Annotated in this window: 27 protein-coding genes; 13 read left to right on the top strand and 14 right to left on the bottom strand. The window is 72.1% G+C overall.

The window, feature by feature from the left end; all coding sequences use genetic code 11:
• The first annotated feature begins 23 nt into the window (after positions 1 to 23).
• The 5 genes from ACN27D_RS15040 to ACN27D_RS15020 all read left to right on the top strand — a co-directional run bounded on the left by ACN27D_RS15040 (position 24) and on the right by ACN27D_RS15020 (position 3,716).
• Positions 24 to 848: an NAD(P)-dependent oxidoreductase gene (locus ACN27D_RS15040; protein WP_358170795.1), complete on the top strand. Its 825-nt coding sequence runs from the start codon at positions 24 to 26 to the stop codon at positions 846 to 848.
• Complete coding sequence (locus ACN27D_RS15035; protein ID WP_358170794.1) at positions 848 to 1,258, top strand: RidA family protein; 411 nt, start codon at positions 848 to 850, stop codon at positions 1,256 to 1,258. The genes ACN27D_RS15040 and ACN27D_RS15035 overlap by 1 nt, the downstream gene beginning before the upstream one ends.
• 153 nt (positions 1,259 to 1,411) lie before the next feature.
• Positions 1,412 to 2,398, top strand: a complete 987-nt coding sequence (locus ACN27D_RS15030; RefSeq protein WP_358170792.1) for a hypothetical protein — start codon at positions 1,412 to 1,414, stop codon at positions 2,396 to 2,398.
• 95 nt (positions 2,399 to 2,493) lie between these two features.
• Positions 2,494 to 3,090 (top strand): RNA polymerase sigma factor, encoded by a 597-nt coding sequence (locus ACN27D_RS15025; protein WP_120572264.1) that lies wholly within the window; start codon positions 2,494 to 2,496, stop codon positions 3,088 to 3,090.
• A complete protein-coding gene (locus ACN27D_RS15020; RefSeq protein WP_120572265.1) occupies positions 3,087 to 3,716 on the top strand; it encodes a hypothetical protein in 630 nt (209 codons plus the stop codon). The genes ACN27D_RS15025 and ACN27D_RS15020 overlap by 4 nt, the downstream gene beginning before the upstream one ends.
• A 57-nt stretch (positions 3,717 to 3,773) precedes the next feature.
• On the opposite strand, the gene ACN27D_RS15015 is transcribed toward ACN27D_RS15020, so the two are convergent.
• Positions 3,774 to 4,211, bottom strand: a complete 438-nt coding sequence (locus tag ACN27D_RS15015) for an ArsI/CadI family heavy metal resistance metalloenzyme (protein WP_120572266.1) — start codon at positions 4,209 to 4,211, stop codon at positions 3,774 to 3,776.
• Positions 4,212 to 4,375: 164 nt separating this feature from the next.
• On the opposite strand from ACN27D_RS15015, the gene ACN27D_RS15010 reads away from it, so the two are divergent.
• On the top strand, positions 4,376 to 5,122 hold the full coding sequence (locus ACN27D_RS15010) for a hypothetical protein (RefSeq protein WP_120572267.1): 747 nt from the start codon (positions 4,376 to 4,378) through the stop codon (positions 5,120 to 5,122).
• A gap of 2 nt (positions 5,123 to 5,124) precedes the next feature.
• Entirely contained in the window at positions 5,125 to 5,493 is a 369-nt protein-coding gene (locus tag ACN27D_RS15005; RefSeq protein WP_120572268.1) for a winged helix-turn-helix domain-containing protein, read from the top strand.
• Positions 5,494 to 5,642: 149 nt separating this feature from the next.
• On the opposite strand, the gene ACN27D_RS15000 is transcribed toward ACN27D_RS15005, so the two are convergent.
• The gene (locus tag ACN27D_RS15000) at positions 5,643 to 6,674 is read right to left on the bottom strand and encodes a hypothetical protein (RefSeq protein WP_358170788.1); all 1,032 of its coding nucleotides are present in this window, start codon (positions 6,672 to 6,674) and stop codon (positions 5,643 to 5,645) included.
• A 282-nt stretch (positions 6,675 to 6,956) separates the two neighbouring features.
• Between ACN27D_RS15000 and ACN27D_RS14995 the strand changes: the two genes are divergently transcribed.
• Positions 6,957 to 7,469: an SRPBCC family protein gene (locus ACN27D_RS14995; protein ID WP_162959239.1), complete on the top strand. Its 513-nt coding sequence runs from the start codon at positions 6,957 to 6,959 to the stop codon at positions 7,467 to 7,469.
• A 6-nt stretch (positions 7,470 to 7,475) separates the two neighbouring features.
• Here ACN27D_RS14995 and ACN27D_RS14990 read toward each other — a convergent pair whose 3' ends face one another.
• Positions 7,476 to 8,180 (bottom strand): DUF2786 domain-containing protein, encoded by a 705-nt coding sequence (locus tag ACN27D_RS14990; RefSeq protein WP_120572270.1) that lies wholly within the window; start codon positions 8,178 to 8,180, stop codon positions 7,476 to 7,478.
• Between the two features lie 45 nt (positions 8,181 to 8,225).
• Positions 8,226 to 8,615, bottom strand: coding sequence for a hypothetical protein (locus tag ACN27D_RS14985; RefSeq protein WP_120572271.1), 390 nt, complete (start codon positions 8,613 to 8,615; stop codon positions 8,226 to 8,228).
• 166 nt (positions 8,616 to 8,781) lie between these two features.
• Between ACN27D_RS14985 and ACN27D_RS14980 the strand changes: the two genes are divergently transcribed.
• A complete protein-coding gene (locus tag ACN27D_RS14980; RefSeq protein ID WP_120572272.1) occupies positions 8,782 to 10,119 on the top strand; it encodes an ABC transporter substrate-binding protein in 1,338 nt (445 codons plus the stop codon).
• Positions 10,120 to 10,177: 58 nt separating this feature from the next.
• Here ACN27D_RS14980 and ACN27D_RS14975 read toward each other — a convergent pair whose 3' ends face one another.
• Positions 10,178 to 10,921, bottom strand: coding sequence for an enoyl-CoA hydratase/isomerase family protein (locus tag ACN27D_RS14975; protein WP_120572273.1), 744 nt, complete (start codon positions 10,919 to 10,921; stop codon positions 10,178 to 10,180).
• Positions 10,918 to 11,775, bottom strand: coding sequence for a 3-hydroxyacyl-CoA dehydrogenase family protein (locus tag ACN27D_RS14970; RefSeq protein WP_120572274.1), 858 nt, complete (start codon positions 11,773 to 11,775; stop codon positions 10,918 to 10,920). Before ACN27D_RS14970 ends, ACN27D_RS14975 begins: the two co-directional genes overlap by 4 nt.
• 163 nt (positions 11,776 to 11,938) lie before the next feature.
• Between ACN27D_RS14970 and ACN27D_RS14965 the strand changes: the two genes are divergently transcribed.
• A complete protein-coding gene (locus ACN27D_RS14965) occupies positions 11,939 to 12,226 on the top strand; it encodes a hypothetical protein (RefSeq protein WP_013283434.1) in 288 nt (95 codons plus the stop codon).
• A gap of 42 nt (positions 12,227 to 12,268) precedes the next feature.
• On the opposite strand, the gene ACN27D_RS14960 is transcribed toward ACN27D_RS14965, so the two are convergent.
• Positions 12,269 to 13,045: a class I SAM-dependent methyltransferase gene (locus ACN27D_RS14960; protein ID WP_120572275.1), complete on the bottom strand. Its 777-nt coding sequence runs from the start codon at positions 13,043 to 13,045 to the stop codon at positions 12,269 to 12,271.
• 55 nt (positions 13,046 to 13,100) lie between these two features.
• Here ACN27D_RS14960 and ACN27D_RS14955 point away from each other — a divergent pair, with 55 nt between their 5' ends.
• Positions 13,101 to 13,499, top strand: a complete 399-nt coding sequence (locus ACN27D_RS14955) for a PPOX class F420-dependent oxidoreductase (protein WP_120572276.1) — start codon at positions 13,101 to 13,103, stop codon at positions 13,497 to 13,499.
• Positions 13,500 to 13,554: 55 nt separating this feature from the next.
• On the opposite strand, the gene ACN27D_RS14950 is transcribed toward ACN27D_RS14955, so the two are convergent.
• On the bottom strand, positions 13,555 to 13,764 hold the full coding sequence (locus ACN27D_RS14950) for a BldC family transcriptional regulator (RefSeq protein WP_007073996.1): 210 nt from the start codon (positions 13,762 to 13,764) through the stop codon (positions 13,555 to 13,557).
• 256 nt (positions 13,765 to 14,020) lie between these two features.
• Positions 14,021 to 14,860 carry a hypothetical protein gene (locus ACN27D_RS14945; RefSeq protein WP_013283431.1) on the bottom strand — a complete coding sequence of 280 codons (840 nt, stop codon included), beginning with the start codon at positions 14,858 to 14,860 and terminating at the stop codon, positions 14,021 to 14,023.
• A 174-nt stretch (positions 14,861 to 15,034) separates the two neighbouring features.
• Between ACN27D_RS14945 and ACN27D_RS14940 the strand changes: the two genes are divergently transcribed.
• Together ACN27D_RS14940 and ACN27D_RS14935 are read left to right on the top strand one after the other, a co-directional pair.
• A complete protein-coding gene (locus ACN27D_RS14940) occupies positions 15,035 to 16,117 on the top strand; it encodes a Glu/Leu/Phe/Val family dehydrogenase (RefSeq protein WP_120572277.1) in 1,083 nt (360 codons plus the stop codon).
• 290 nt (positions 16,118 to 16,407) lie between these two features.
• A complete protein-coding gene (locus ACN27D_RS14935) occupies positions 16,408 to 16,623 on the top strand; it encodes a DUF3073 domain-containing protein (RefSeq protein WP_013283429.1) in 216 nt (71 codons plus the stop codon).
• 145 nt (positions 16,624 to 16,768) lie between these two features.
• Here the strand turns inward: ACN27D_RS14935 and amcA are convergent, their stop codons facing one another.
• The 5 genes from amcA to ACN27D_RS14910 all read right to left on the bottom strand — a co-directional run bounded on the left by amcA (position 16,769) and on the right by ACN27D_RS14910 (position 21,431).
• A complete protein-coding gene (gene amcA, locus ACN27D_RS14930; RefSeq protein ID WP_120572278.1) occupies positions 16,769 to 16,981 on the bottom strand; it encodes a multiple cyclophane-containing RiPP AmcA in 213 nt (70 codons plus the stop codon).
• Positions 16,962 to 18,053 (bottom strand): cyclophane-forming radical SAM peptide maturase AmcB, encoded by a 1,092-nt coding sequence (amcB, locus tag ACN27D_RS14925; RefSeq protein WP_205776150.1) that lies wholly within the window; start codon positions 18,051 to 18,053, stop codon positions 16,962 to 16,964. Before amcB ends, amcA begins: the two co-directional genes overlap by 20 nt.
• Before the next feature lie 126 nt (positions 18,054 to 18,179).
• On the bottom strand, positions 18,180 to 19,334 hold the full coding sequence (purM, locus tag ACN27D_RS14920) for a phosphoribosylformylglycinamidine cyclo-ligase (RefSeq protein ID WP_120572279.1): 1,155 nt from the start codon (positions 19,332 to 19,334) through the stop codon (positions 18,180 to 18,182).
• A gap of 57 nt (positions 19,335 to 19,391) precedes the next feature.
• Complete coding sequence (gene purF, locus ACN27D_RS14915) at positions 19,392 to 20,909, bottom strand: amidophosphoribosyltransferase (RefSeq protein ID WP_091414138.1); 1,518 nt, start codon at positions 20,907 to 20,909, stop codon at positions 19,392 to 19,394.
• Between the two features lie 168 nt (positions 20,910 to 21,077).
• Complete coding sequence (locus ACN27D_RS14910; RefSeq protein WP_421499362.1) at positions 21,078 to 21,431, bottom strand: sterol carrier family protein; 354 nt, start codon at positions 21,429 to 21,431, stop codon at positions 21,078 to 21,080.
• Positions 21,432 to 21,517 lie beyond the last annotated feature (86 nt).

Here is a 21,517-nt window from a genome sequence, read left to right as displayed (position 1 = left end):
TCTCCCCGGCCTAGCGTTACCGCGTGAAGATCATCGCGGTCCTCGGGACAGGACACATGGGTACGCCGACAGCGCGCCGCCTCCTGGCCGGCGGCAACCGGGTCAGAGTGTGGAACCGCAGCCCGGAGCGCTCGGAGCCGCTGGCCGCAGTCGGCGCGACGGTGGCCGCGAGCCCGTCCGCCGCGATCGACGGAGCCGACGTCGCCGTCGTCATGCTCGCCGACGCCGGCGCGGTCGAGACGGTGCTGTTCGGGCCGGACGGCGCCGCCGCCGCGCTCCGGCCCGGAACGGTCGTGGTGCAGATGTCGACGATCGGGCCGGACGAAGTCCGAGCAGTGGCCGGCCGGCTTCCGGCGGGCGTCTCACTCCTCGACGCCCCCGTCGGCGGCAGCGTCGACGCCGCCCGGGCCGGCACGCTGACGATCTTCGCAGGCGGCACCGCCGATGCCGTGGAGAGGGCGGCTCCGGTGCTGGAACAACTCGGTTCGGTCCGTCACTGCGGGCCGATCGGCGCAGGTGCCGCCGTCAAACTCGTCGCGAACACGGGCCTGGTGACGGGTGTCGCCGCGCTGCACGACGCGCTGGCTGTCGCCGCAGCGCTCGGTGTCGACAGACAGACCGCCCTCGACGTGCTCGGCCGAGGGGCCCTCAGCGGTGCGGTCGGGCGGGTCACCGCGCCGGGCGCCTCGTTCGCAGTCGCGCTGGCGGCGAAGGACGCACGGCTGGCGCTGCGCCGCCCGGTGCCGGCTCCCGTGCTGGAGGCCGCCCTCGACCTGATGCGGGCCGCGCCGGACCAGGACGCGGATCTCTCCTGCCTCGTCTCAGCCGACTTCCTGAAGGGATGCTGATGCACCTCACCCTGGACAACCCCGCATCCGTCGCGGCTCCGTTCGGCGACCGCTTCGCGCACGTCGCCCGGATCGATGTCGGCGGCGGCGCGCTGCTGATGCTCGCCGGACAGGTCGCCGTCGACGACGACGGCGAGGTGGTGGCCCCCGGAGACCCTGGCCCCCAGGCCGAACGGATCTTCGAGATCGTGGGCGGCGTGCTCGCGGCGCACGGGGCGAGCTTCGACGACGTGCTGCACATCCGCACGTTCATGACGGACCTGGCTGACCTTCCGGCGTACGCGGCCGTCCGGCGCCGTCTCTTCCCGGGGACACCGCCGCCGGCGAGCACGACTGTCGAGATCAGCAGACTCTTCCTGCCGGGCGCTGTGCTCGAGGTCGAGGTGACGGCCGTGGTCCGGTCCCGCTAGGGGTCGCGACGGTTGCGCTTCCCGGTCGACGGGCCGGATCCACGGCCGGCACGGGTCGCTGCGCCGGAATACCTGCCGGGTGTACGGTACGCACCCCGGCAACGGCGGCGGCGCCTATGGTTAGCCCGCTGAGCGACTGACGGAATGAGGCAGGTGGGCACCGGAAGGTCGCATGTGCGGACGCTGCGTACGGCTCTGGCGCCGGTCCTCGTACTGGCCGTGATCCTGCTCGGCGGGTGTGGCCGGGTCTCGGGGCTCCTGGACCGTGTCTCCCTGTTCCATCCGGTCTGGGCCGCCGACGGCTGGGTCTACTACCTGCGGGAGGTGACCTCGACCTCGGGCTCGGGGGTAGCCGAGGTGTGGCGGCAGCGACCCGACGGGAGCGCCGAGGAACCCGTTCTCACGCGCGCGCCCGAGGTATCCACCTGCGAAGCGGGCTTGTTCAGCTTCCTGTTCGCAGGCCCCGGCGGCGACCTCGGGGTGGGCCTCGAATGCGGCTGGGACGGCACCGAACTGCTCAGCTACTCGCCCGCCGACAAGACGTTCGAGCCGCTGGCGTCGACACCCTTCCTCGTCGACGCCGCACTCGTGCACGGTGCCGACCGGGGATTTGTGCAGGCACCCCGGGAGTGCGGTCCGGGAGGAATCCAGCTGCTCGCCGACGGGAAGGCGTACGAGTTCGGCTCTCCGGTGACGGTGGGCGGGGCGACCTTCAACCTCAGTGGCGGTGACACGGATTGCGAGGCGACGGTGCTGGCACGGTCGCCCGCGGCGCTGGGTGACCGGCTGTTCTTCATCACCGCACCCGACTCCCTCGGCAGGTTGCCGCTGCCTCCCGAGGTGAGTCCGGACGATCTCACCTGGCACCTGACCGAGTGGGACGTCGGATCGGCCACGGCCAGGTTCGTCACGGAGCTTCCCGGCCTCGCCGGCCTGGCGGTGTCGCCGGACGGCCGGTCGGTGATCGCCGCCGTCTCGTCGGACCACGTGGGCGGGGTCTGGTCGGTCGACGTCGGCACCGGGAAGAAGACGAGGATCGCCGACGGCGCCCGCGCGGACGACCCGAGCTTCTCTCCGGACGGCAAGCGGTTCGTCTACGTCGAGGGCTTCAGACGGCTGAGGTTCGCCGAAGCACGGTAGGTTCCGGCCGGGTCGAGGAATTCGGGATCAGGGCGTAACGCGAGCCGCTCAGCGGCTCAAGTACGGGTAAGACGCCACCCAGACCTAGGACATCCATGGCAGACATCAAGCAGGAGAGCGCTGAGGACATCAGCGCCGTCGGGAGTGATCCGGAGGCGTTCGAACGCTTCTACCGAGCCCATGCGGACCTCGTGGGCCGCATTATCGCCCGGCGGGTATCCGATCCACACACGGTCGCCGACCTTACCTCCGAGGTGTTCCTGGCGGTGATCACGTCCGCGCACACCTACCGGCCCGAGCGCGGCAGTGTCGCCGGCTGGCTGCACGGGGTGGCCCGTCACGTCATCGCCCGGGAGTCGAAGCGGCAGGCCCGCGAGCAGAACGCCGCGTGGCGGGCCGGCGGACGGCGGACACTCGGCACGGAGGACGTCGAGCGCATCGAGGACCGCGCCGACGCCGAGGCGGCGGCCCGCCGGACGTATGAGGCGCTCAGCGGCATGCCGGAGTCGACCCGGCAGCTCATCGAACTGGTCGCGGTGGACGGGTTGAGCGTCACCGAGGCGGCAGCAGCGGTCGGTCTCACGCCGCTCGTGGCCCGCGCCCGGATGTTCCGCGCCCGAAGGAGATTGCAGGCCCTCACCAGGCACCCGGTTCCCACTCTCGCGCAGCAGCTGATCGAAGGAGCATCATGACGACGCATCGTTCCCTCGCCCCGTACGAGGAGAGCCTGCTCTCCGAGCTCAAGGGTGTCGTCGCCGAGCGCGCCGCCGTGCCCCGGCAGACCCCGACCCTGCGCTACCGCTACCGCAACCGCATCGCGATCGGGCTCGCCGCAGCGGCGGTTCTCGCTGTCGCGGCGGGCGTCGGCGTCCCCGCGCTGCTCGGCACCGGGAACGGTCCGGCGTACGCCGCCGAGCGCGACCCGGACGGCTCGATCCGCATCTACATCCGGGAGTACCGCGACCCGAAGGGTCTGGAGGCGCGGCTGCGCCAGCTCGGCGTCCCCGCCGTCATCGACTACGTGCCGAACGGCAAGCAGTGCCGTGAGCCCCGGGCGACCTACGTCCCACCGACGCAACACCCGGAGGGTCTGCTCACGGTGATGGACCCGGAGGACAGCGACAGCCCGCAGGGCGCGTACTGGCGCCTGCACCCCGACAAGATCGGGGAAGGCCGGACCTTCGTCTACACGACCACGATCGTCGGAGACCCGGGCGACGACGCGTGGAGCGCGGCGGGTCACTCCCAACTTGCCGTTGGGCCGGTCTCCCCGTGTGAGCTAGTTCCCGGTCCGGTTTTCTCCCGCAACGGCGGCTGAGCCGGCGGCGTGGTCCCCACCGGCAGACGAGCCGGTGGGGACCTCGCGGTATTCGGCTCAGACAGCGGCGGGCTGCGCCGCCGTGTCCGAGGCGCAGCAGGCGCTCTCGGTCACCTTCTCCAGCTGCGGCGAGTCGGCCTTGACCGTGTAGACCTCCCACGGCTCGTCGCCGGGGCCGCGCACCCAGACCTTGTCCTGGAGCGCGTAGCAGCACTCGGTGTCGTTCTCCTCCAGGGTGATCAGGCCGGACTCGGTGAGCCGGCTGGTCGCCGCGTTGACCTCGTCGGTGGTGGACACCTCGACCCCGAGGTGGTCCATCACCGTCGGCAGGCCGGGCTCACCTTCGAGGAGTACGAGCTTCAGCGGCGGGTTCTCCACCGCGAAGTTGGCGTAGCCGGGGCGGCGCTTGGCCGGCTCGACGCCGAACAGCTTGCTGTAGAAGGCCACGGAGCCTTCGAGGTCGGACACGCGCAGGGCGAGCTGGACGCGGGACATGTGAACTCCCTGTCTAGATGTTTATCGAAGCAGGGCCAACTTTGCCTCCTGTTTTGACGTCTGTCAACCTAGAGGAATGTCGAAGCAAGAGCTGTCGCTTGCGTTATCTAGGTTTGCGATGCAAACCTATTTGGGTCACAGCGCATCGGCTGCCGGGAGGAACCATGCCGTCCGAGTCACCACGCGAGGACAGTGCTCAGGAACTGCTCGCCTCGATGACCACACTCCGCCGGCAGGCCCGGGCGGCCCGTCAGGCGTACTGGCTGCCGCTCCTGCTCTTCGGGGTGCTCATCGCGGCGGCCGCGCCGCTGTACGTCGAGTCGGTGGAGCCACCCGCGCTGCGCGCCGGGTCCGACGGCCCCGCCCTGACCGGTCTCGGTGGCGGCTTCCTGGAGAAGTCGGTCGCGCTGGGCTGGTACTGGCTGGCCGCGCTCGTCGGCGGCTACCTGGCCGGCCTGGCCTGGTACCGCTGGCACGGCCGGCGAGCCGGCGTCCAGACCCCAACCCGGGCGTACGTCGTCGCCGGCATCGCGGGCACGCTCGTCGGCCTCGCCCTTCCGATCGTCCTGGAGTTCCTGCTGTTCAACACCAGCGGACCGGTGCAGGGCGGCACCAATTGGCTGACCGGTCCGCTGCTCGGCCTCGCCAACCGGGGCATGTTGCCGCACCTCGTGATCGCCGTGGGTTTGGCGGTTCTCGCCCGCCTGGAACGCAGCCGGCGCCTGTGGGTGGTGGTCGGCCTCTACTCAGTAGTGCTCGTCGCCGTGAACGCCTGGTTCCAGGTATCCGACCTGCAACCGGGTGATCTGACCCGGTTCAGCTTCATGCTCGCCGCCATGCTTCCGGCACCGATCTTGCTGATCGGCGGGGGTCTGGCGCTCGCCGCCGCGAAGAAGCAGCACAATCGGTAGTCGTGAGCACCGTGGACGATCCTCGAGCGAGCGGGCAATTCCCGACGAACGGCCTCGACGACACGGTCCACCAACGGCACCGGCTCGGCATCCTGACCATCGCCACCGAAGGCGAACGGGTGGAGGTGGCCTATCTCCGGGAGGCCCTCGAACTCACCGCGGGCAACCTGTCCCGGCACCTCGCCGTGCTGGAGGAGGCACGCCTGATCGAGGTGGAGAAGGGTTACCACGGCCGTCGTCCACGGACGTGGATCCGGATCACCCGGGAGGGCCGTCAGGCCCTGCACTCCGAGATCGCCGCCCTCCAGGAGCTGCTGCGCCGCCACCAGCAGGCCGCCACCGCAGCTCCGGACAACCTCCCACCCGCGTAACGCCATCTCCCCGCCCGCCCGCGCTCGGCCCCGCCGGCCCCGTTGATCAAGGAGTTTGTTTCATCAAGGGCGGGTGAACCGGACACAAACTCCTTGATCAACGGGCTGAGGGTGGGCTGGGCGAGGGCCGGGCGGGAGGGACCGAGCGGTCAGGGTTTGGGAGGGCGGCGGTTCTGGCCTGGGCTGCCCTGGATCGCCTCCCAGACGCTTCGGCCCGCCTGCCGGAGTGCCTGTCCGGCCTGTCCCGCCAGCTGTGCCGCCTCGGCGGCGGCGCTCGCCGGCTGGCCGGTTCGCTCCGAGCCGCGCTTCTTCTCCCCGGACCGGTCGGCCGACGAGCCCTCGCCGGCGTCCGGCCGCGATCCGGCGGCACGCTCGGACTGCGCCTTCCCCTCCCGCCCGGCACCGGACGACGGTGACGGCTCCGCCCGTCCGGCATTGGGCGGCTCGGTCCGCCCGGCATTGGGCGGCGGCTCGGTCCGCCCGGCACCGGGTGCGGGTGACGGCTTCGGCCGATCGCCGCTGGACGGCGGTGGCGGTTCCGGGCGCCGGGCGCCGGCTGCCGGTGAGGGCCTCTCGCGATCACCACCGGCCGCCGGTGGCGACTCCGTCCGGGCCGGGCGCTGGGGCGGTTCGGGTGCCTCGATCGGGCCGGGCACCGCATGACCCGCCCGGTCGACCACCTCACCGGCCGCCGGCGCCGCCCGGTCGACCACCGCCGGAGCGGTGCGCCCGACCACCTCGCCGGCCGCGGCCACCGTACGTCCGGTCTGGTCCACCACCGGCGCGGCGACCCGGTGCACGTCCTCCAGGGCGACCCCGGCCGAGCGGGCCAGCGCGTCGATCAGCTGCGGGTTGCGGTCGATGGTGGTCAGCGCCCGGTCCAGGATCTGCACCAGCTTCTCCAGCCGTACCTTGAGCAGCGCCTCGGCGCGCACCCCGGTGATGTCCAGCTCGACGCCCTCCAGGTGCACCCGGACGCCGGCGTCGAGCTGGAGCAGGTTGGCCAGCCGGGCGCGCAGCGACAGGTCGGCGTCGAGCCTGTCGACCGTGAGCCGGATCTCGTCGACGGTCAGCTCCGGCACGTCCAGCAGGACGTCCGGCTCCGGCTCCGCGCCGGCCGGCGAGGTGGGCCGCTCGTAGCCGGGGTCCGGCACTGGCTCGGTGGCTCGGCTGTCGCTCATGCTCCCCGCTCTCCCATCGGTCCGGTCGGCGGCGCATACCCGCTTTCCGGTACGGCATCCGCCGCGCCCCGGCCGACGACGCCCGCTCCGCCCGCGCCCGCACGGAAGCGCCGCCGGCACCGCGCGGAAGCCCTCTCAGCGCCGCGCGGATGCGCCGAACGGTGCCTCCCGTGGGCCGCCGATCCCGCCGGATGCCGCTGTCGGGAACCGGAGTTCCCGGTGTCCGGAAGCGGGCCGTACGGAAGCTGCACACCGAGACATGAGCCGGTATGGTCCGGACCTATGGGACAGGAGATGGCCGATCCGGATGAGGTCCGGCAGGAATCCGACCGCTTCTCCCTCCGCAGCAGCCTGCTCGTCCCGGCGTCCGCCGAGCGGGCGTACGCCGCCTTCACCGGCGCGCTCGCCGACTGGTGGGTGCGTGAATACACCTGGTCCGGCCCGGATGCGCTCGCCGCGATCGGCATCGAGCCGCGGGCCGGCGGCATGCTCTACGAGATCGGCCCGTACGGCTTCCGCAACGACTGGGGCCGCGTGCTGACCTGGGATCCGCCGCGGCGCCTGGTCTTCACCTGGCAGATCGGCCCGGACCGGGTGCCGGTGCCGGATCCGGCGCGGGCCAGCGAGGTGGAGGTCCTGTTCCACGCCGACGGTCCGGAGCGGACCCGGGTGGACGTCGAGCACCGCTACTTCGACCGGCACGGCAGTGCGGCCGAGGGCTACCGCGAGGCGCTCACCGCGGGCTGGCACGAACTGCTCTGCCGCTACCTGGCGACCGTCGCCCGCACCGCCTGAGATCGGTCAGCCGGCGATACCGGGCACCGCGCCGGTTCCTCCCACGCCGGTGCCGCCCAGGTCGGCCCGGCGGCCGGCGTCCGCGCCGGAACCGAAGCCACCGCCCGCCAGCCGCCGTCGCGGGGCGGTGCGCAACCGGGGGTACGCCTCGGCGACCCGCCGCTGGACGCGATCGGAGCGGTCGGCGAGCACCAGTGCCGTCGAGGGTCCACCCGCCTCCGCCACCGCCTTGCTCTCGGCCGCGCGCAGTCGTTCCGCGACGACGTACGCGAACCCGGCCAGCCAGGTACGCCGGAACGCCGCCGGGTGGTCCCCGGCCGGTACGACGGCACCCGCCAGCCCGTGTGCGGCCTGCACCAGCAGCGAGGTGAACAGCAGCTCGACCCGTTCCAGGTCGCTGGCGAAGCCGAACAGGTGCATGACGAAGCAGTTGCCCTGCCGGCGACGTACGCATCGGCAGCGCAGCGGCTCGGCGACCGCCGCGAGCAGGCCGGCCTTGTCCCGGGCGTACGGCGCGACCACCTCGACGGTCCGGTCACCGACCGGGTCGACGGCCGGGTCGCGGGCGGCGAGCAGCGCCCGGTCGACGCCGTAGCGGGCGATCAGCTCGGTGGCCTTGGCCATGAAGGCGGCCGACTCGGCGGGCGTGCACGCCGGGTCCTCTGCTTGGGCGAGCAGCTTGCGCACCTTGCTGAGCATCGCCTCGGACATGCACCCAGAGCTACCACAGCCGGGGCGCGGGGCGGCGCGCCGGGCTCAGTCCGACCGGCTGCGCAGCGTGGCGATGGTCGAGCCGGCGAGGGTGAGCAGGCAGTCGGGCAGCAGCCCGTCGGCCGCGGCCGCCCCGAACAGCGCCTCGCCGGTGTCCGCGTCGTCGTTGGCGCAGGCGCTGACGAAGCGGGCCACCCAGCGGGTGTCGTAGTCGGCCTGGTCGATGCCGGGGAAGTCGAGGGCGGCGCCGCCGCCCGGGGTGTCGTCGCCGAGCATGGTGGCGGCGAGGCACCACGCCACTCCGTACGCCCCGGCGAGGCCGGAGCGGTCCACCACCGCGTCGAACGTGCCCACCACGCCGGCACCGTCACCGGTGAGGGCGGAACGGAGCACGGCGGTCGCGTCGTCGAGCGTCTGCTGTGCTTCGTCGTTCACCCGCGGAACAGTATCGCCGGGGGTCAAGCGGTGACCAGGAAACGGCCCGTCGAACACGCAGAGTAATACCCGCAGTCGGGATGCCTACGGAGGCGACTCCACAGTCCCGCACGCTGCGCGAGCACGCTAAGGTGCGCAGCGGACCTTCGCCGGAGGAAGGACGACCATGCTGAGAACACGCACGTCGCGCGCGGCCCTGTCCATGGCCTGCGCGGCGCTCCTGCTCGCCACGAGCGCCTGCGGGAGCGACGAGCCGGAGGAAACGCCTGCCACCCAGGTACGCCTCTACGGCACCGACGGCAACATGCTCAATTCGTACGCTGCGGAGCTCAAGGACCGGGCGGACCTGGTGAACGGGATGAAGGGCACCACACCCCTCACTCCGCTGGCCGAGAGCTTCAAGGAACGACTACTCGCCGTAGACCCGGAGCTGGGCGACTTCCTCTACGCCGGCGAGTCGTACGACGCGGTCGTGATCAGCGCGCTGGCCGCCCAGCTCGCCGGCACCACGGCACCGGCCGCGATCGCTGAGCAGATCGTCGGGGTGACCACCGGCGGCGAGCGCTGCGACGAGGTGGCGGCCTGCCTCCTGCTCGCCCGCGCGGGCCGGGACATCGAGTACCGGGGTGTGTCGCTGACCCGCGCCGGGTTCACCGACACCGGCGAGCCGGCCACCGCGAGCTACGGCACGATGCACTTCGACAACCAGAAGATCGACGACAGCAAAACTGAGTTCGTCGGCGCCGGTGAGGAGTCCGGGGCGAGCACCAAGACGCCGCCGCATGGCCGCAAGCTGCGCGACGGGAAGGCGAAGGACGCCCCGCTGGTCCTCGGTGGGCTGCTGCCGAAGACCGGTGACCTGGCGCTGGCCAACCCGCCGCTGGCGGCCGGGGCGGCGCTCGCGATCCGGGAGGTCAACGCCGCCGGTGGGGTGCTCGGTGAGCCGGTGAAGTGGATCGAGGGTGACGACGGCACCAACCCCGAGGTCGCCAAGGCCACGGTCGCCTCGCACGTCAGCACGGGCGTCCAGGTCATCATCGGCGCGGGTGGCTCCGGCATCTCGCGGGCCGTGCTACCGGACGTGGTGGCCGCCGGCCGGATCCTGTTCTCCCCGTCGAACACCGACGCGGGGCTGAGCGCTGTGGACGACAGGGGCCTCTACTTCCGTACCGCCCCGCCGGACAGCCTCCAGGGTCGCGCGCTGGCCGACGTGATGCTCCGGGACGGGCCGCGCAAGATCGCGATCCTGGCCCGCAAGGACTCCTACGGCGAGGGCCTCCAGGAGAACGTCCGCTCGGAGCTGGAGAAGGCCGGGATCGGCGCGGACCGGATCAAGCTGCTCACCTACGATCCGCCGGCCGACCCGAAGACGCCTGTCGACTTCACCGGCACCGCCAAGGAGATCAAGGCGTTCGGACCGGAGGCGCTGCTGCTCATCGGCTTCGCCGAGTCCGCGCCGGCGATCACCGCGCTGGACGACGCGGGAGTCGATATCAAGCACTGAGCCGCACCGACGCGAAGGGCCGCACCGGAAGACACCGGTGCGGCCCTCGTCGTTCGGCTCAGCGTGCCCGGCGCCGGTCCAGGAACTCGGTCATCCGCCGGTGCTTCTCCTCGTCCTCGAAGAGCACCGCCTGGCTGAGCAGGTCGAGCTGCGGGTGCGCGGCCGCCGGGGCGTCCACCGCCATCTTGGTCAACCGCAGCGCCAGCGCGGAGCCCTTGGCTATCTCGTCGAGCAGGCCGTGCGCGGTGGGCAGCAGTTCGTCCGGGTCGGCCACCACCCGGTTCACCAGCCCGATCCGCAGCGCCTCCTCGGCGTCCACCCGCCGGCCGGTGAACAGCAGTTCCTTGGCCCGGGCCTCACCGACCAGCGCCGGCAGCCGGTAGGTCGCGCCGGCGCCGGCCAGGATGCCCAGCCGCACCTCGGGCTGACCGAACACCGCGCGGTCCGTGCACACCCGGAGATCGCAGGCGTACGCCAGCTCGGCGCCGCCGCCCAGCGCCGGCCCGTCGACGGCGGCCACAGTGGGCATCGGCAGCGCCCGGATGCGGGCGAAGACGCCCTGGTTGATGGCGGCCAGCGCGTCCAGCCGGCCGCGTTCGCGGAGCTGGGCGATGTCGGCGCCGCCGGCGAAGATGCCCGCCGTCCCGCCGGTGAGCAGCAGCAGCCGGGGACGCGCCTCCAGGTCGGCGCAGACCGCGTGCAGCTCGCCCACCAGGTCGGCGTCGATGGCGTTGCTCTTCTCCGGCCGGTCCAGCGTCACCACGAGCCGGTCCGGCAGTTCCTCGATCCGCAGCCCGCTCATTTCTTCTGGCCGTCCTTCCACGTGTAGAAGCCCTGACCCGACTTCTTGCCCAGCTTCCCGGCGGCGACCATCTCGACGAGCAGCGGCGGCGGCGCGAAGCGGTCCCCGTACGCGGCCTGGAGCGTGCGCGCGATGTCGAGCCGCACGTCCAGCCCGACGAGGTCGGTCAGCTCCAGCGGGCCGATCGGGTGCCGGTAGCCGAGCACCATCGCCTTGTCGATGTCGGCCGGGCTCGCGACCTCGTCGGCCACCATCCGGATCGCCTCCAGGCCGAGCGTGACGCCGAGCCGGGAGGTGGCGAAGCCGGGCATGTCGCGTACGACGACGGGGTCCTTGCCCAGCCGGGCGGCGAGCGCGACGGCCGCCTCGGTGGTCGGCGGCGCGGTGGCCGGGCCGACCACGACCTCGAGCAGCGCCATCGCCCACACCGGATTGAAGAAGTGCAACCCGACGAAGTCGGCGGGACGTTCCAGCCCGGCGGCCAGTTCGGCGATCGGAATGCTGGACGTGTTGCTGCCCAGCAGCGCGGGCCGGCGGCTCTCCGCCTCACGCAGCACGGCGCGCTTGAGGTCGAGCCGCTCGGGCACCGCCTCCACGATCACGTCGGCGCCCTCGGCCACCTCGGCGAGCCCGGCCCGGAGCGTGACGCGCTCACGGTTGGCGGTGGCGGCCTCCTCGGTCAGCTTGCCGCGCTGCACGCCCCGGTCCCACAGCTCGCCGAGCCGGCGCAGCGCCTCGGCGCCCCGGGCGGGGTCGACCTCGACCAGTTCGACCGCGTACCCGGCGCCGGCCGCCACGTACGCGATGCCGAGGCCCATGGTGCCGGCCCCGACGACCACAAAACGACCACTCATCCACGTCCCCTCGCCGCGGCGGGGGCGCGCGGGGTGTCCGCCGCCGGGCCCGTCCGCTCGCTCGTTCCTGCATGCGACCCTATGCATGGCCGGGCCGCCGGGGATGCGTGGGGGCGGAGCGGACGGGGTAAGGACGGCCGTCAACGCCGAAGGAAGGAACGAGATGAGCCAGGCACCGGAGAGCGCGGAGAGCACCGAGACGGTCGAGACCCGCGGCGACGAGCGGGTGGACCTGCTCCGTGCGGACACCAACAACGACGGCAAGACCGACGTCTGGGTGGTGGACACCGACGGCGACGGCAAGGCCGACCTGTTCCAGTTCGACACCGACGGTGACGGCAAGGTGGACATCACCATGGTGGACATCGACGAGGACGGCACGCCGGACGAGGTGGTCGACGGCGACGGCGGGCTGCCCCCGGAGCAGACCACCCCCACCGTCCAGGTCTGAGTGGTGCGCCGGAGCCGCCGGGGATCCCGGCGGCTCCGCCGCTCACCGCAGGGTCAGCGTGGCCAGGTAGTAGGGGTGGTCGGCGTCGTCCACGTCGGTCAGTCGCCACGGTGAGCCGTGGACCAGCTCGGCGAACTCGTCGGGCGAGCAGACCAGGTAGTCGAACCACTCGGTGCCGAGCAGCCGGTAGCGCAGCCGCAGCCGCAGTTGCCCGCCGATCCGGCCCCGCCGGCGATTGCGCTCGTGGTACGCGGTGTGCACCGGGTCGGTGGTGCCGTACGGGTCGGTGCCGTGGGCGATCACCCGGGCGTCGGGTCGGGCCAGCGCGGCGAGCGCGGCCAGCATCGCCGGGGCACGTTCCCGCCCCTCGAACAGCCCGAGATTGTTGCCCAGCAGCAGGAACGTGTCGTAGCGCGGCCCGTCGGCGGCGTGCTCGTCGACGGTGCCGTGCACCAGGTCGCGTACGCCCCGGTGACGGCTGACCCGCAGCGCGCCGAGCGAGGTGTCCAGCCCGGTGACCGGCACGCCGCGCTCCTGGAGGTGCAGCGCGATCCGGCCGGCGCCGACGCCGACGTCGAGCACGTGCCCGCGTACCCGGTCCACGGCCCGGTGGTCGTGCGGCTGCCACCGCTGCGGCGGGTCCAGGTAGTGCTCGGCCGGCGCGCCGTTGATCAGCCCGTCGTCGCGCTCGATGATCTCGATGACCGGGCGGGGCAGACGGCCGCCGGCCATCGGGCGCGGTCCGATCCCGGTGGCGACCGCGTACGCGTCGCGGATCATCTCGCCGAACACGTCGCCGATCTCGGGTTCCCCGGTCATGCCCGCAACGCTATCCGGGGGTCGGCGGCGCCGTCGCCGCCGTATCCTTGGCGGCGTGACCGACCTGGACCGCCTGGCGGCGGAGAAGTACGTCCTGCTCACCACGTTCCGCAAGGACGGCCGGGCGGTGCCGACTCCGGTGTGGGCGGTGCGCGACGGTGACGGGCTGGCGGTGTGGACCGTGGCCGACTCCGGCAAGGTGAAGCGCATCCGGCGCGACGGTCGTGTGACCGTGGCGCCGTGCGACGTGCGCGGCCGGCCGCACGGTGAGGCGGTGCCGGGCCACGCGACGATCGCCGACCCGGAGAGCACGAACCGGGTCCGGGGGCTGCTCAAGCAGAAGTACCGGCTGATCGGGCGGCTGAGCCTGCTGGGCAGCCGGCTGCGCCGGGGTGAGCGCGGCACCGTGGGGCTGCGGATCGTGCTGGACGGCCCGGGCCCCGGACGCGATTAAGGGCGGCGCCGCGACGGCACCGCCCCTGATCGGAACGCCGGAGAACGCCGGTTCGTCAGTCTCCCTGGCGCTGCTGGGGGATCTGCCCCTGCAGCAGGGCCCGAACCTCCGACTCGCGGTAGCGGCGGTGACCGCCGAGGGTCCGGATGGCGCTGAGCTTGCCAGCCTTGGCCCACCGGGTCACCGTCTTCGGGTCGACACGGAACATCGACGCCACCTCGGCCGGTGTGAGTAGCGGCTCAGGTTCGTGCGTTCGCGATGCCATCGGGGTCACTCCTCCACATGTATAGACATCGGCCGGGGTCCCGCCGGCCGACGCGTCTCCCATGGTCCGGCTAGTCCCCGATGTCCGACATGGGCCGAACGGCTGAAGGTCGCTAGACGGACGGATGAACCATGCCCGATTTTTACGACTTTTATGCCGCAGAAAGTACCTTATTCGGACTCATGATCACGGTTCGTGACGCATCAGCTACGAGACACTCTCGTGCCCAAGGCCACTTAGCCGGGCAAACCGGGCGTCAGTTGCAGCGCTCCAGCAGCTGCACCGCGCGCCAGCGGGCGACCAGCTTGTCGTACGCGGCGGACGCCTCCTCGGCCTCGCCCCGGCCCAGTCCGGACAGTCCGGTGGCCACCAGCTCGGTCGAGTCGTCGGCTTCGAGCGTCTCGTCCGGCAGCAGTTGCACCAGGCCGCCGTAGTCCAGCTCGACCACCGAGCGCGGGTGGAACTCCTCCAGCCACCGGGCCGCCTCCTCGACGGCCTCGGTGATGGGCGCCTCGCCGATCGACTTGCGCAGCACCGACAGCGCCCGCGACGCCCGGCGGCGCGCCTTGGAGATCTCGGTGCGGTAGCGCAGCGCACGCCGCTCCGGCTCGGTCACCAGGTGCCGCTCGCCGGCCTCGAACAGCACGAACCAGCGCAGCGGCACGCCCCAGGTGGCGATCTGCTCGTGCACCCGGGGCACCCCGTGCTCCAGCACCCGGGCGCCGCTGCGCCAGTCCTCCACCACGGCCTTGGCCTGCCCGGCGAGGACCGGCGGCACGAACGCGTCGGCCAGCACTGAGGGCACGCCGTCGCGGGCGCTCAGCGCGGCCTCGGCGACCCGGATGCGCAGGTTCCACGGGCAGACCAGCAGCGCGTCGTCGGACTCCAGGACGTACGCCTCGTCTGGCAGGTCGGGCAGCCGGGTCCAGCCGGCGCCGAGCGCCTCGATCACCGCGGTCCGCTGCCGTACCGGCCCCTCCAGCGGAGCGATGGCGCGGCCCTCGCTGACGTACCGGCGCCAGTACGACTGCCGGTCCCGGTCGAAGGCGGTGAGCGGCTCGTACACGCGCAGGTATGAAGCGAAGAGCGACGGCACGGCGCGATCCTCCCACGAGACGGGACCGCCCGTCGCCGCCCTCGGGCCCGTGGCGTGACATGCGCGACAGTACGGTTCGGGCCGATATTAGGCTCGACGACACCGGCAGCATCCCGCCGGCGTGCCACCAGGTTCCGCGCCCCACAAGGGCGCACACCGACACAGGAGTCAGCCATGGGCGTATTCGCCAGTACCGACGACCCCGTCTCCACAGGGCATGAGCAGGTCGTGTTCTGCCAGGACAAGCAGTCCGGCCTGAAGGCGATCATCGGGATCTACTCCACCGCGCTGGGCCCCGCGCTCGGCGGCACCCGGTTCTACCCGTACGCCAGCGAGGCCGAGGCGCTCGCCGACGTGCTCGACCTCTCGCGCGGCATGGCCTACAAGAACGCCCTGGCGAACCTCGACCTCGGTGGCGGCAAGGCGGTCATCTGGGGTGACCCCGAGCAGATCAAGAGCGAGGCGCTGCTGCGCGCGTACGGTCGCTTTGTCGAGTCGCTGAACGGCCGCTACTACACCGCCTGCGACGTGGGCACCTACGTGGCGGATATGGACGTGATCGCCCGGGAGACCCGCTACGTGACCGGCCGCAGCGTGGAGCACGGCGGCGCGGGCGACTCCTCGATCCTCACCGCCTGGGGCGTGTTCCAGGGCATGCGGGCCGCCGCCGAGCACGTCTGGGGCAGCCCGACGCTGTCCGGCCGCCGGGTGGGCGTGGCCGGGCTGGGGAAGGTCGGCAAGTACCTGACCGCCCACCTGCTCGACGACGGCGCCGAGGTCGTGGCGACCGACGTCAACCCGCGCGCCCAGGAGTGGGCGCGCACCACCCACCCGCAGGTCACCCTGGTCGACGACACCGAGGCGCTGGTGGCCTCCGACATCGACGTGTACGCCCCGTGCGCGCTCGGCGGCGCGCTGAACGACGACACCGTGCCGGTGCTGCGGGCGAAGGTGGTCACCGGAGCGGCGAACAACCAGCTCGCCCACCCGGGCATCGAGAAGGTGCTCGCGGACCGGGGCATCCTCTACACGCCGGACTACGTGGTGAACGCCGGTGGGGTGATCCAGGTGGCCGACGAGATCGAGGGCTTCAACTTCGACCGCGCCAAGCTGCGCGCCACCCGGATCTTCGACACCACCCGGCAGATCCTCCAGCTCGCCGACGACGAGGGCGTGCCGCCGGCGGTCGCCGCGGACCGGCTCGCCGAGCGCCGGATGGTCGAGGTCGGCCGGCTGCGCGCGATCCATCTGCGGTGAAGCTCACCTCCGGGGGCGGGGCGGTGCTCCACCCCCGGAGGCGACGCGCGTTAAGCTGATTCTCGGGCTTGTTCGTACCGGTATGTCCGGTGTCACGGCCAGCCCCGGGGCTTACCCCTTACCGGTACACTTTGTGACGGCTGGACCACTGCGACGCGCAGGTCCGGTCGACGGTGACCCGAGGTGCCGAACGATGGCATCCCCATGTACCGTAAGAGCCACGAGAGATGCCTGACGTCATCGGGGCCCGCCTTCGGGCTGCCCCGCATTCTGTGCGAGGGGGTCGAGCCATGGGGCGCGGCCGTGCTAAGGCCAAGCAGACGAAGGTGGCCCGGGAGTTGAAGTACCACTCCCCGAACACCGACCTAACCGCCTTGCAGCGCGAACTGGCGGGTAGTGGAAAGTCTGAGCACAACTTCGACGACGACTACAAAGAGTATGTCGACGACGATGACGAGGACCACGCGGACGACGACCCGGACACCTGGGCTCGTCCGACCCGCTGACCTCCGGTCACATCTGAGCACGCGGTAACCCCCGCGTGCTCACGCATGTGCTCTGCTGAGCCGGCGTACGACCGACGATCAGGGACCTGCCGCCCCGGGGCGCACGCTCCGACGCGTCGGCAGGTCCTTGATCGCGGACCGTCCCTCAGCGCGGCCGGTTGTTCCAGTTGTAGAACGTCGGGATGTTCTCGAAGTGGTTCCACGCGCAGACCGCGTGGGCGCCGTCCCCGCCGGACACCTCCGCCCGCAGCAGCCGCGCCGCCTCCGCCTCGTGGAGCAGAGCGGTAAGCCCCGCAGCGGCGTCCCGCACCCGGTCGGCGACCGCCTCCCGGTCGGTGTCACTGATGGTCTCGGGCATGCTCCAACACTCCCTCCAGTAGGCGGATCTTGCTGTTACGGCAGTGCTCGGTCTCCGTACCGTCGAAACGCCCCAGCTCGAAGTAACGGTTGGCGGCGTGCCCGCCGCCGCAGAACCCGAAGTACGCGCAGGACGCCCGGCACGCCTCCACACCGGTGAGGAACTCGCCCACCCACGGTGTGCCGGCCGCGCCGGCGAGGATGTCGCGCAGCGGCGTGGTGAGCACGTTTCCGCTGGTGAAGTCGCCGTACCGGGCGTCGGTGAAGCCGGCCAGCTCCGGCGAGAGCACCACCACCGCACCGTCGTGCCCGACCGTCGGGATCGGGTCGAGGCTGCGGGGCAGCAGGTCGTCGGCGGTGCCGGCCAGGACCGCGCCCGCGTACCGCAGCGACCACTCCACCTCACGCAGGTGGATCCGCGGATCCCGGCGCCACGCCGCCACCAGCTCCGCCCAGAACCCGGTGACGGCGCCCTCGTCGCGGGCGTTCGTCCGGGTGTTGACGCCCTCGGTCTCCTCGATGTTGACGCCGAGCACGTCGCAGCCCAGGTCGAGGAAGTAGTCGTACAGCTCGGTCGCCAGACCCGGCTCCGGCCGCGAGACCACAGCGAGCGCCGAGAACGGCAGGCCGTGACGGCGCAGCGCCGCCACGCCCGCCACGATCCGGTCGTACGCGGGCCGCCCGCCCCGGGTGACCCGCTCGCCGTTGCGCGCCCGCGGCCCGTCCACGCTGACACTGACCCGCACCCGGTGCTCGGCGAAGAACGCGCACCAGGCGTCGTCGATCAGCGTGGCGTTGGTCTGCACGTGGTGCTCGACGTCGGGCCCGAACGGCGCCAGCAGCGCGGCCAGGTGCTCCCGGCCGGCCGCGAGCGGCTCCCCGCCGTGCCAGACCACGGAGAAGCGGCCGCCCGCCGCCCACGGGTTCACCGACGCCGCCACCGCCTCGGCGACGGCCACCGGCATCCGCCTGTCGGCCGCCCGGAAGGGGAGGTAGCAGTAGGCGCAGTCGAGGTTGCACAGCGTCGTCGGCTGCATCACCACGTACGACGGGACGGCGGCGATCCCCCGCATCCCTTCGGGCGCGCGCGCAGCCATCAGCACCTCCCCCGCCTGCCTGAAACCGAACCTCCAGGCTAGGCCGCGGCGACCGCTCGGGTGAACCCCCGATCACGTGCCCGGCCGATCGGCGCAGGGTGATCAGCCTCGGGTGTGCTGCCCGACCATCTGCACGTTGCCGGACCCCTCGATGATCTCGCCGGCCTGCCAGGCGTCCACGCCCCGGCCGGTCAGGGTGGCCAGCGCGCGGTCGGCGTCCTCGGCGGAGACGATCGCGAACATGCCGACGCCCATGTTGAACGTCGCCTCCATCTCCGGGTCCTCGATCCGGCCCTTGGACTGGATCAGGTCGAAGATCGGCTGCGGCTTCCAGGTGGAGCGGTTCACCACCGCGTCGACGTTCTCAGGCAGCACCCGGACCAGGTTGCCGGGGATGCCGCCGCCGGTGACGTGGGCCAGCGCCCGCACCTCGGCCTCGGCGATCAGCTTCAGGCAGTCCTGCGCGTAGATCTTGGTCGGGGTGAGCAGCTCCTCGCCGAGCGTCCGCTGGCGGCCGAAGTCGTCGATCACCACGTCCAGCCGCATCCGGCCGGCGCCGAGCAGCACGTGCCGGACCAGGGAGTAGCCGTTCGAGTGCAGGCCGGACGAGCGCATCGCGATCACCACGTCGCCCACCTCGACCCGCTCCGGGCTGAGGATCTCGCTCTCCTCCACCACGCCGACGCCGGTGGCCGAGATGTCGTACTCGTCCGGGCGCAGCACGCCCGGGTGCTCGGCGGTCTCGCCACCCAGCAGCGCGCAGCCGGCGTACCGGCAGCCGTCCGCGATGCCCGCGCCGATCTCGGCGACCTTGTCCGGTACGACCTCGCCGGTGGCGATGTAGTCGAGCAGGAACAGCGGCTCGGCACCGCAGGCCACCAGGTCGTCGACGACCATGGCGACCAGGTCGATGCCGACCGTGTCGTGGATGTCGAGCTGCTGGGCGATCACCAGCTTGGTGCCCACACCGTCGGTCGAGGAGGCCAGGATCGGGTTCTTGTACTTCTTCGTGTCCAGCCGGAACAGGCCGGCGAAGCCGCCCAGGTCACCCATGACCTCGGGGCGCCGGGTCTCCTTGACCTTGGACTTGAGCAGCTCGACCGCGCGGTCGCCCGCCTCGATCGACACCCCGGCGTCGGCGTACGAGACCGAGCGTTTGCGCTGCGTCCGGCCGGACCCCGCCGACCAGGGCTGGCGGTCGCCGCCGGCGCCCGTCGGGCTGGATCCTGCGCCGCTGCGCTCGGACACGTGCGTCACGGTTCTCCCCTTTGTGGTTCCCGCGGGCCCGGAGCGGCCGGACCCGCGTCGGTGGTGCTACGGGTGGTGGGTCGGTGTGGCGACGAGCGGACCGGTCGGCCCGGCCGCCTCGGCGGCGACCCGGCGTCCCACTCCTTCGAGCACGTGCTTGCCGATCAGGTTCCCGGCCGGCAGTTCGATCGGGTACTCCCCATCGAAGCACGCCCGGCAGAGCCGGCTCTTCGGCTGCTCGGTCGCGGCGATGAGGCCGGGCAGCGATACGTAACCGAGCGAGTCGGCGCCGATGGACCGCCGGATGCCCTCGTTGTCGAGCCCGTTCGCGAGCAGCTCGGCGCGGGTGGCGAAGTCGATGCCGTAGAAGCAGGGCCAGCTCACCGGCGGCGAGGAGATCCGGACGTGGACCTCCAGCGCGCCCGCCTCGCGCAGCAGCCGGACGATCGCCCGCTGGGTGGTGCCCCGCACGATCGAGTCGTCCACCACCACCAGGCGCTTGCCGCGGACGTTCTGCCGCAGCGGGTTCAGCTTCAGCCGGACACCGAGCGCGCGCAGCGTCTGCGAGGGCTGGATGAACGTGCGCCCGACGTACGGGTTCTTCATCAGGCCCTGGCCGTAGGTGATGCCGGATTCCTCGGCATAGCCGATCGCGGCCGGCGTGCCGGACTCCGGCACCGGGATCACCAGGTCGGCCTCGACCGGGTGCTCCTTGGCGAGCTGGCGGCCGATCTGCACCCGCGCGGCGTGCACGTTGCGGCCGGCGATGGTGGCATCCGGCCGGGCGATGTACACGTACTCGAAGAGGCAGCCCTTGGGCTCGGGCGAGGCGAACCGGCTGGACCGCAGCCCGTTCTCGTCGATGGCGATCAGCTCGCCCGGCTCGACCTCGCGGACCACGCTCGCGCCGACGATGTCCAGCGCGGCGGTCTCGCTCGCCACCACCCAGCCGCGTTCGAGCCGGCCGAGCACCAGCGGGCGTACGCCGTGCGCGTCACGCGCCGCGTAGAGCGTCGACTCGTCCATGAAGACGAAGCTGAACGCGCCGCGCAGCTGCGGCAGCACCTCCAGCGCGGCCGCCTCGACCGACAGGTCGGGCCGGCTCGCCAGCAGCATCGTGACCAGCGAGGTGTCGTTGGTCGAGCCGTCGGAGTCGAGCCCTCGCACGGCCGCCTCGCGCTGCAACTCGGCGGTGTTGACCAGGTTGCCGTTGTGCGCCAGCGCGATTGTGGTGCCGGCACTCGTGGCCCGGATGGTCGGCTGGGCGTTCTCCCAGGTCGAACCGCCGGTGGTGGAGTAGCGCGCGTGCCCGATCGCGACGTGCCCGCGCAGGCTCGCCAGCGTCGGTTCGTCGAACACCTGGGCGACCAGGCCGAGGTCCTTGTAGACCACGACACCGGAGCCGTCGCTCACCGCGATGCCCGCGGCCTCCTGACCGCGGTGCTGGAGGGCGTAGAGCCCGAAGTAGGTGAGGTTGGCGACCTCTTCACCCGGCGCCCAGACGCCGAAGACGCCGCACGCGTCCTGTGGGCCGGGTCGCTGGGGGTCAAGGTCGTGGCTCAGCCGGCCATCGCCTCGGGGCACCTGCCGCTCCCTCGCAGTGGGGTCTGGACTGGCCTGGCGGAGTCGGGGGGTCAGCTCCGCACGCATGGGCCGGGACCGTCGTCGGGTCTCAGTGTACGCGACCAGCAGTCGATACCGACAGTCACGAAGCGTCCGCTCAGCGTGAGCAGAGTTTGCGCTGCTTGAGGCCTAAATAGGGAGGTACGGGGAGAGGTCAGCCCGACTTCCGGACACCCGGACGCGACCCTCAGTGACCGTTTCCGCCCATCCCCGGCGCCCGGTGGCGAGCGCCAGCCAGGTCTCCGGATCCGTCTCCACCACGTTCGGCGGCGTACCGCGGGTGTGTCGTGGACCACTCACGCACTGGACCGCACCGTAGGGTGGCACGCGCACCTCCACCGACCGACCGGGGGCGCGAGCCGCGAGGGCAGCCAAGAGAGCCCGGACCGCCTCCCGGAGCACCGGCCGTTCGGGCGTACGCCCCTCGTCCAGCGCCTCCAGTGCGGCGAGTACCGCTTCCGAATAATCGTACGAAGAGGACACAGCGGGACAATACGACCCGACAGAAGGCCGCCCGACGGCGGCCCTGGGTAGAGATAATCCGGTCAGACAAGGCATAGTTGCCGACG

Source organism: Micromonospora sp. WMMD1274 (genome assembly GCF_049179035.1).
Classification (GTDB): domain Bacteria; phylum Actinomycetota; class Actinomycetes; order Mycobacteriales; family Micromonosporaceae; genus Micromonospora; species Micromonospora tulbaghiae.
Note: the sequence above shows the minus strand (reverse complement) of the source record. Positions and strands in the feature narration are given on the sequence as shown.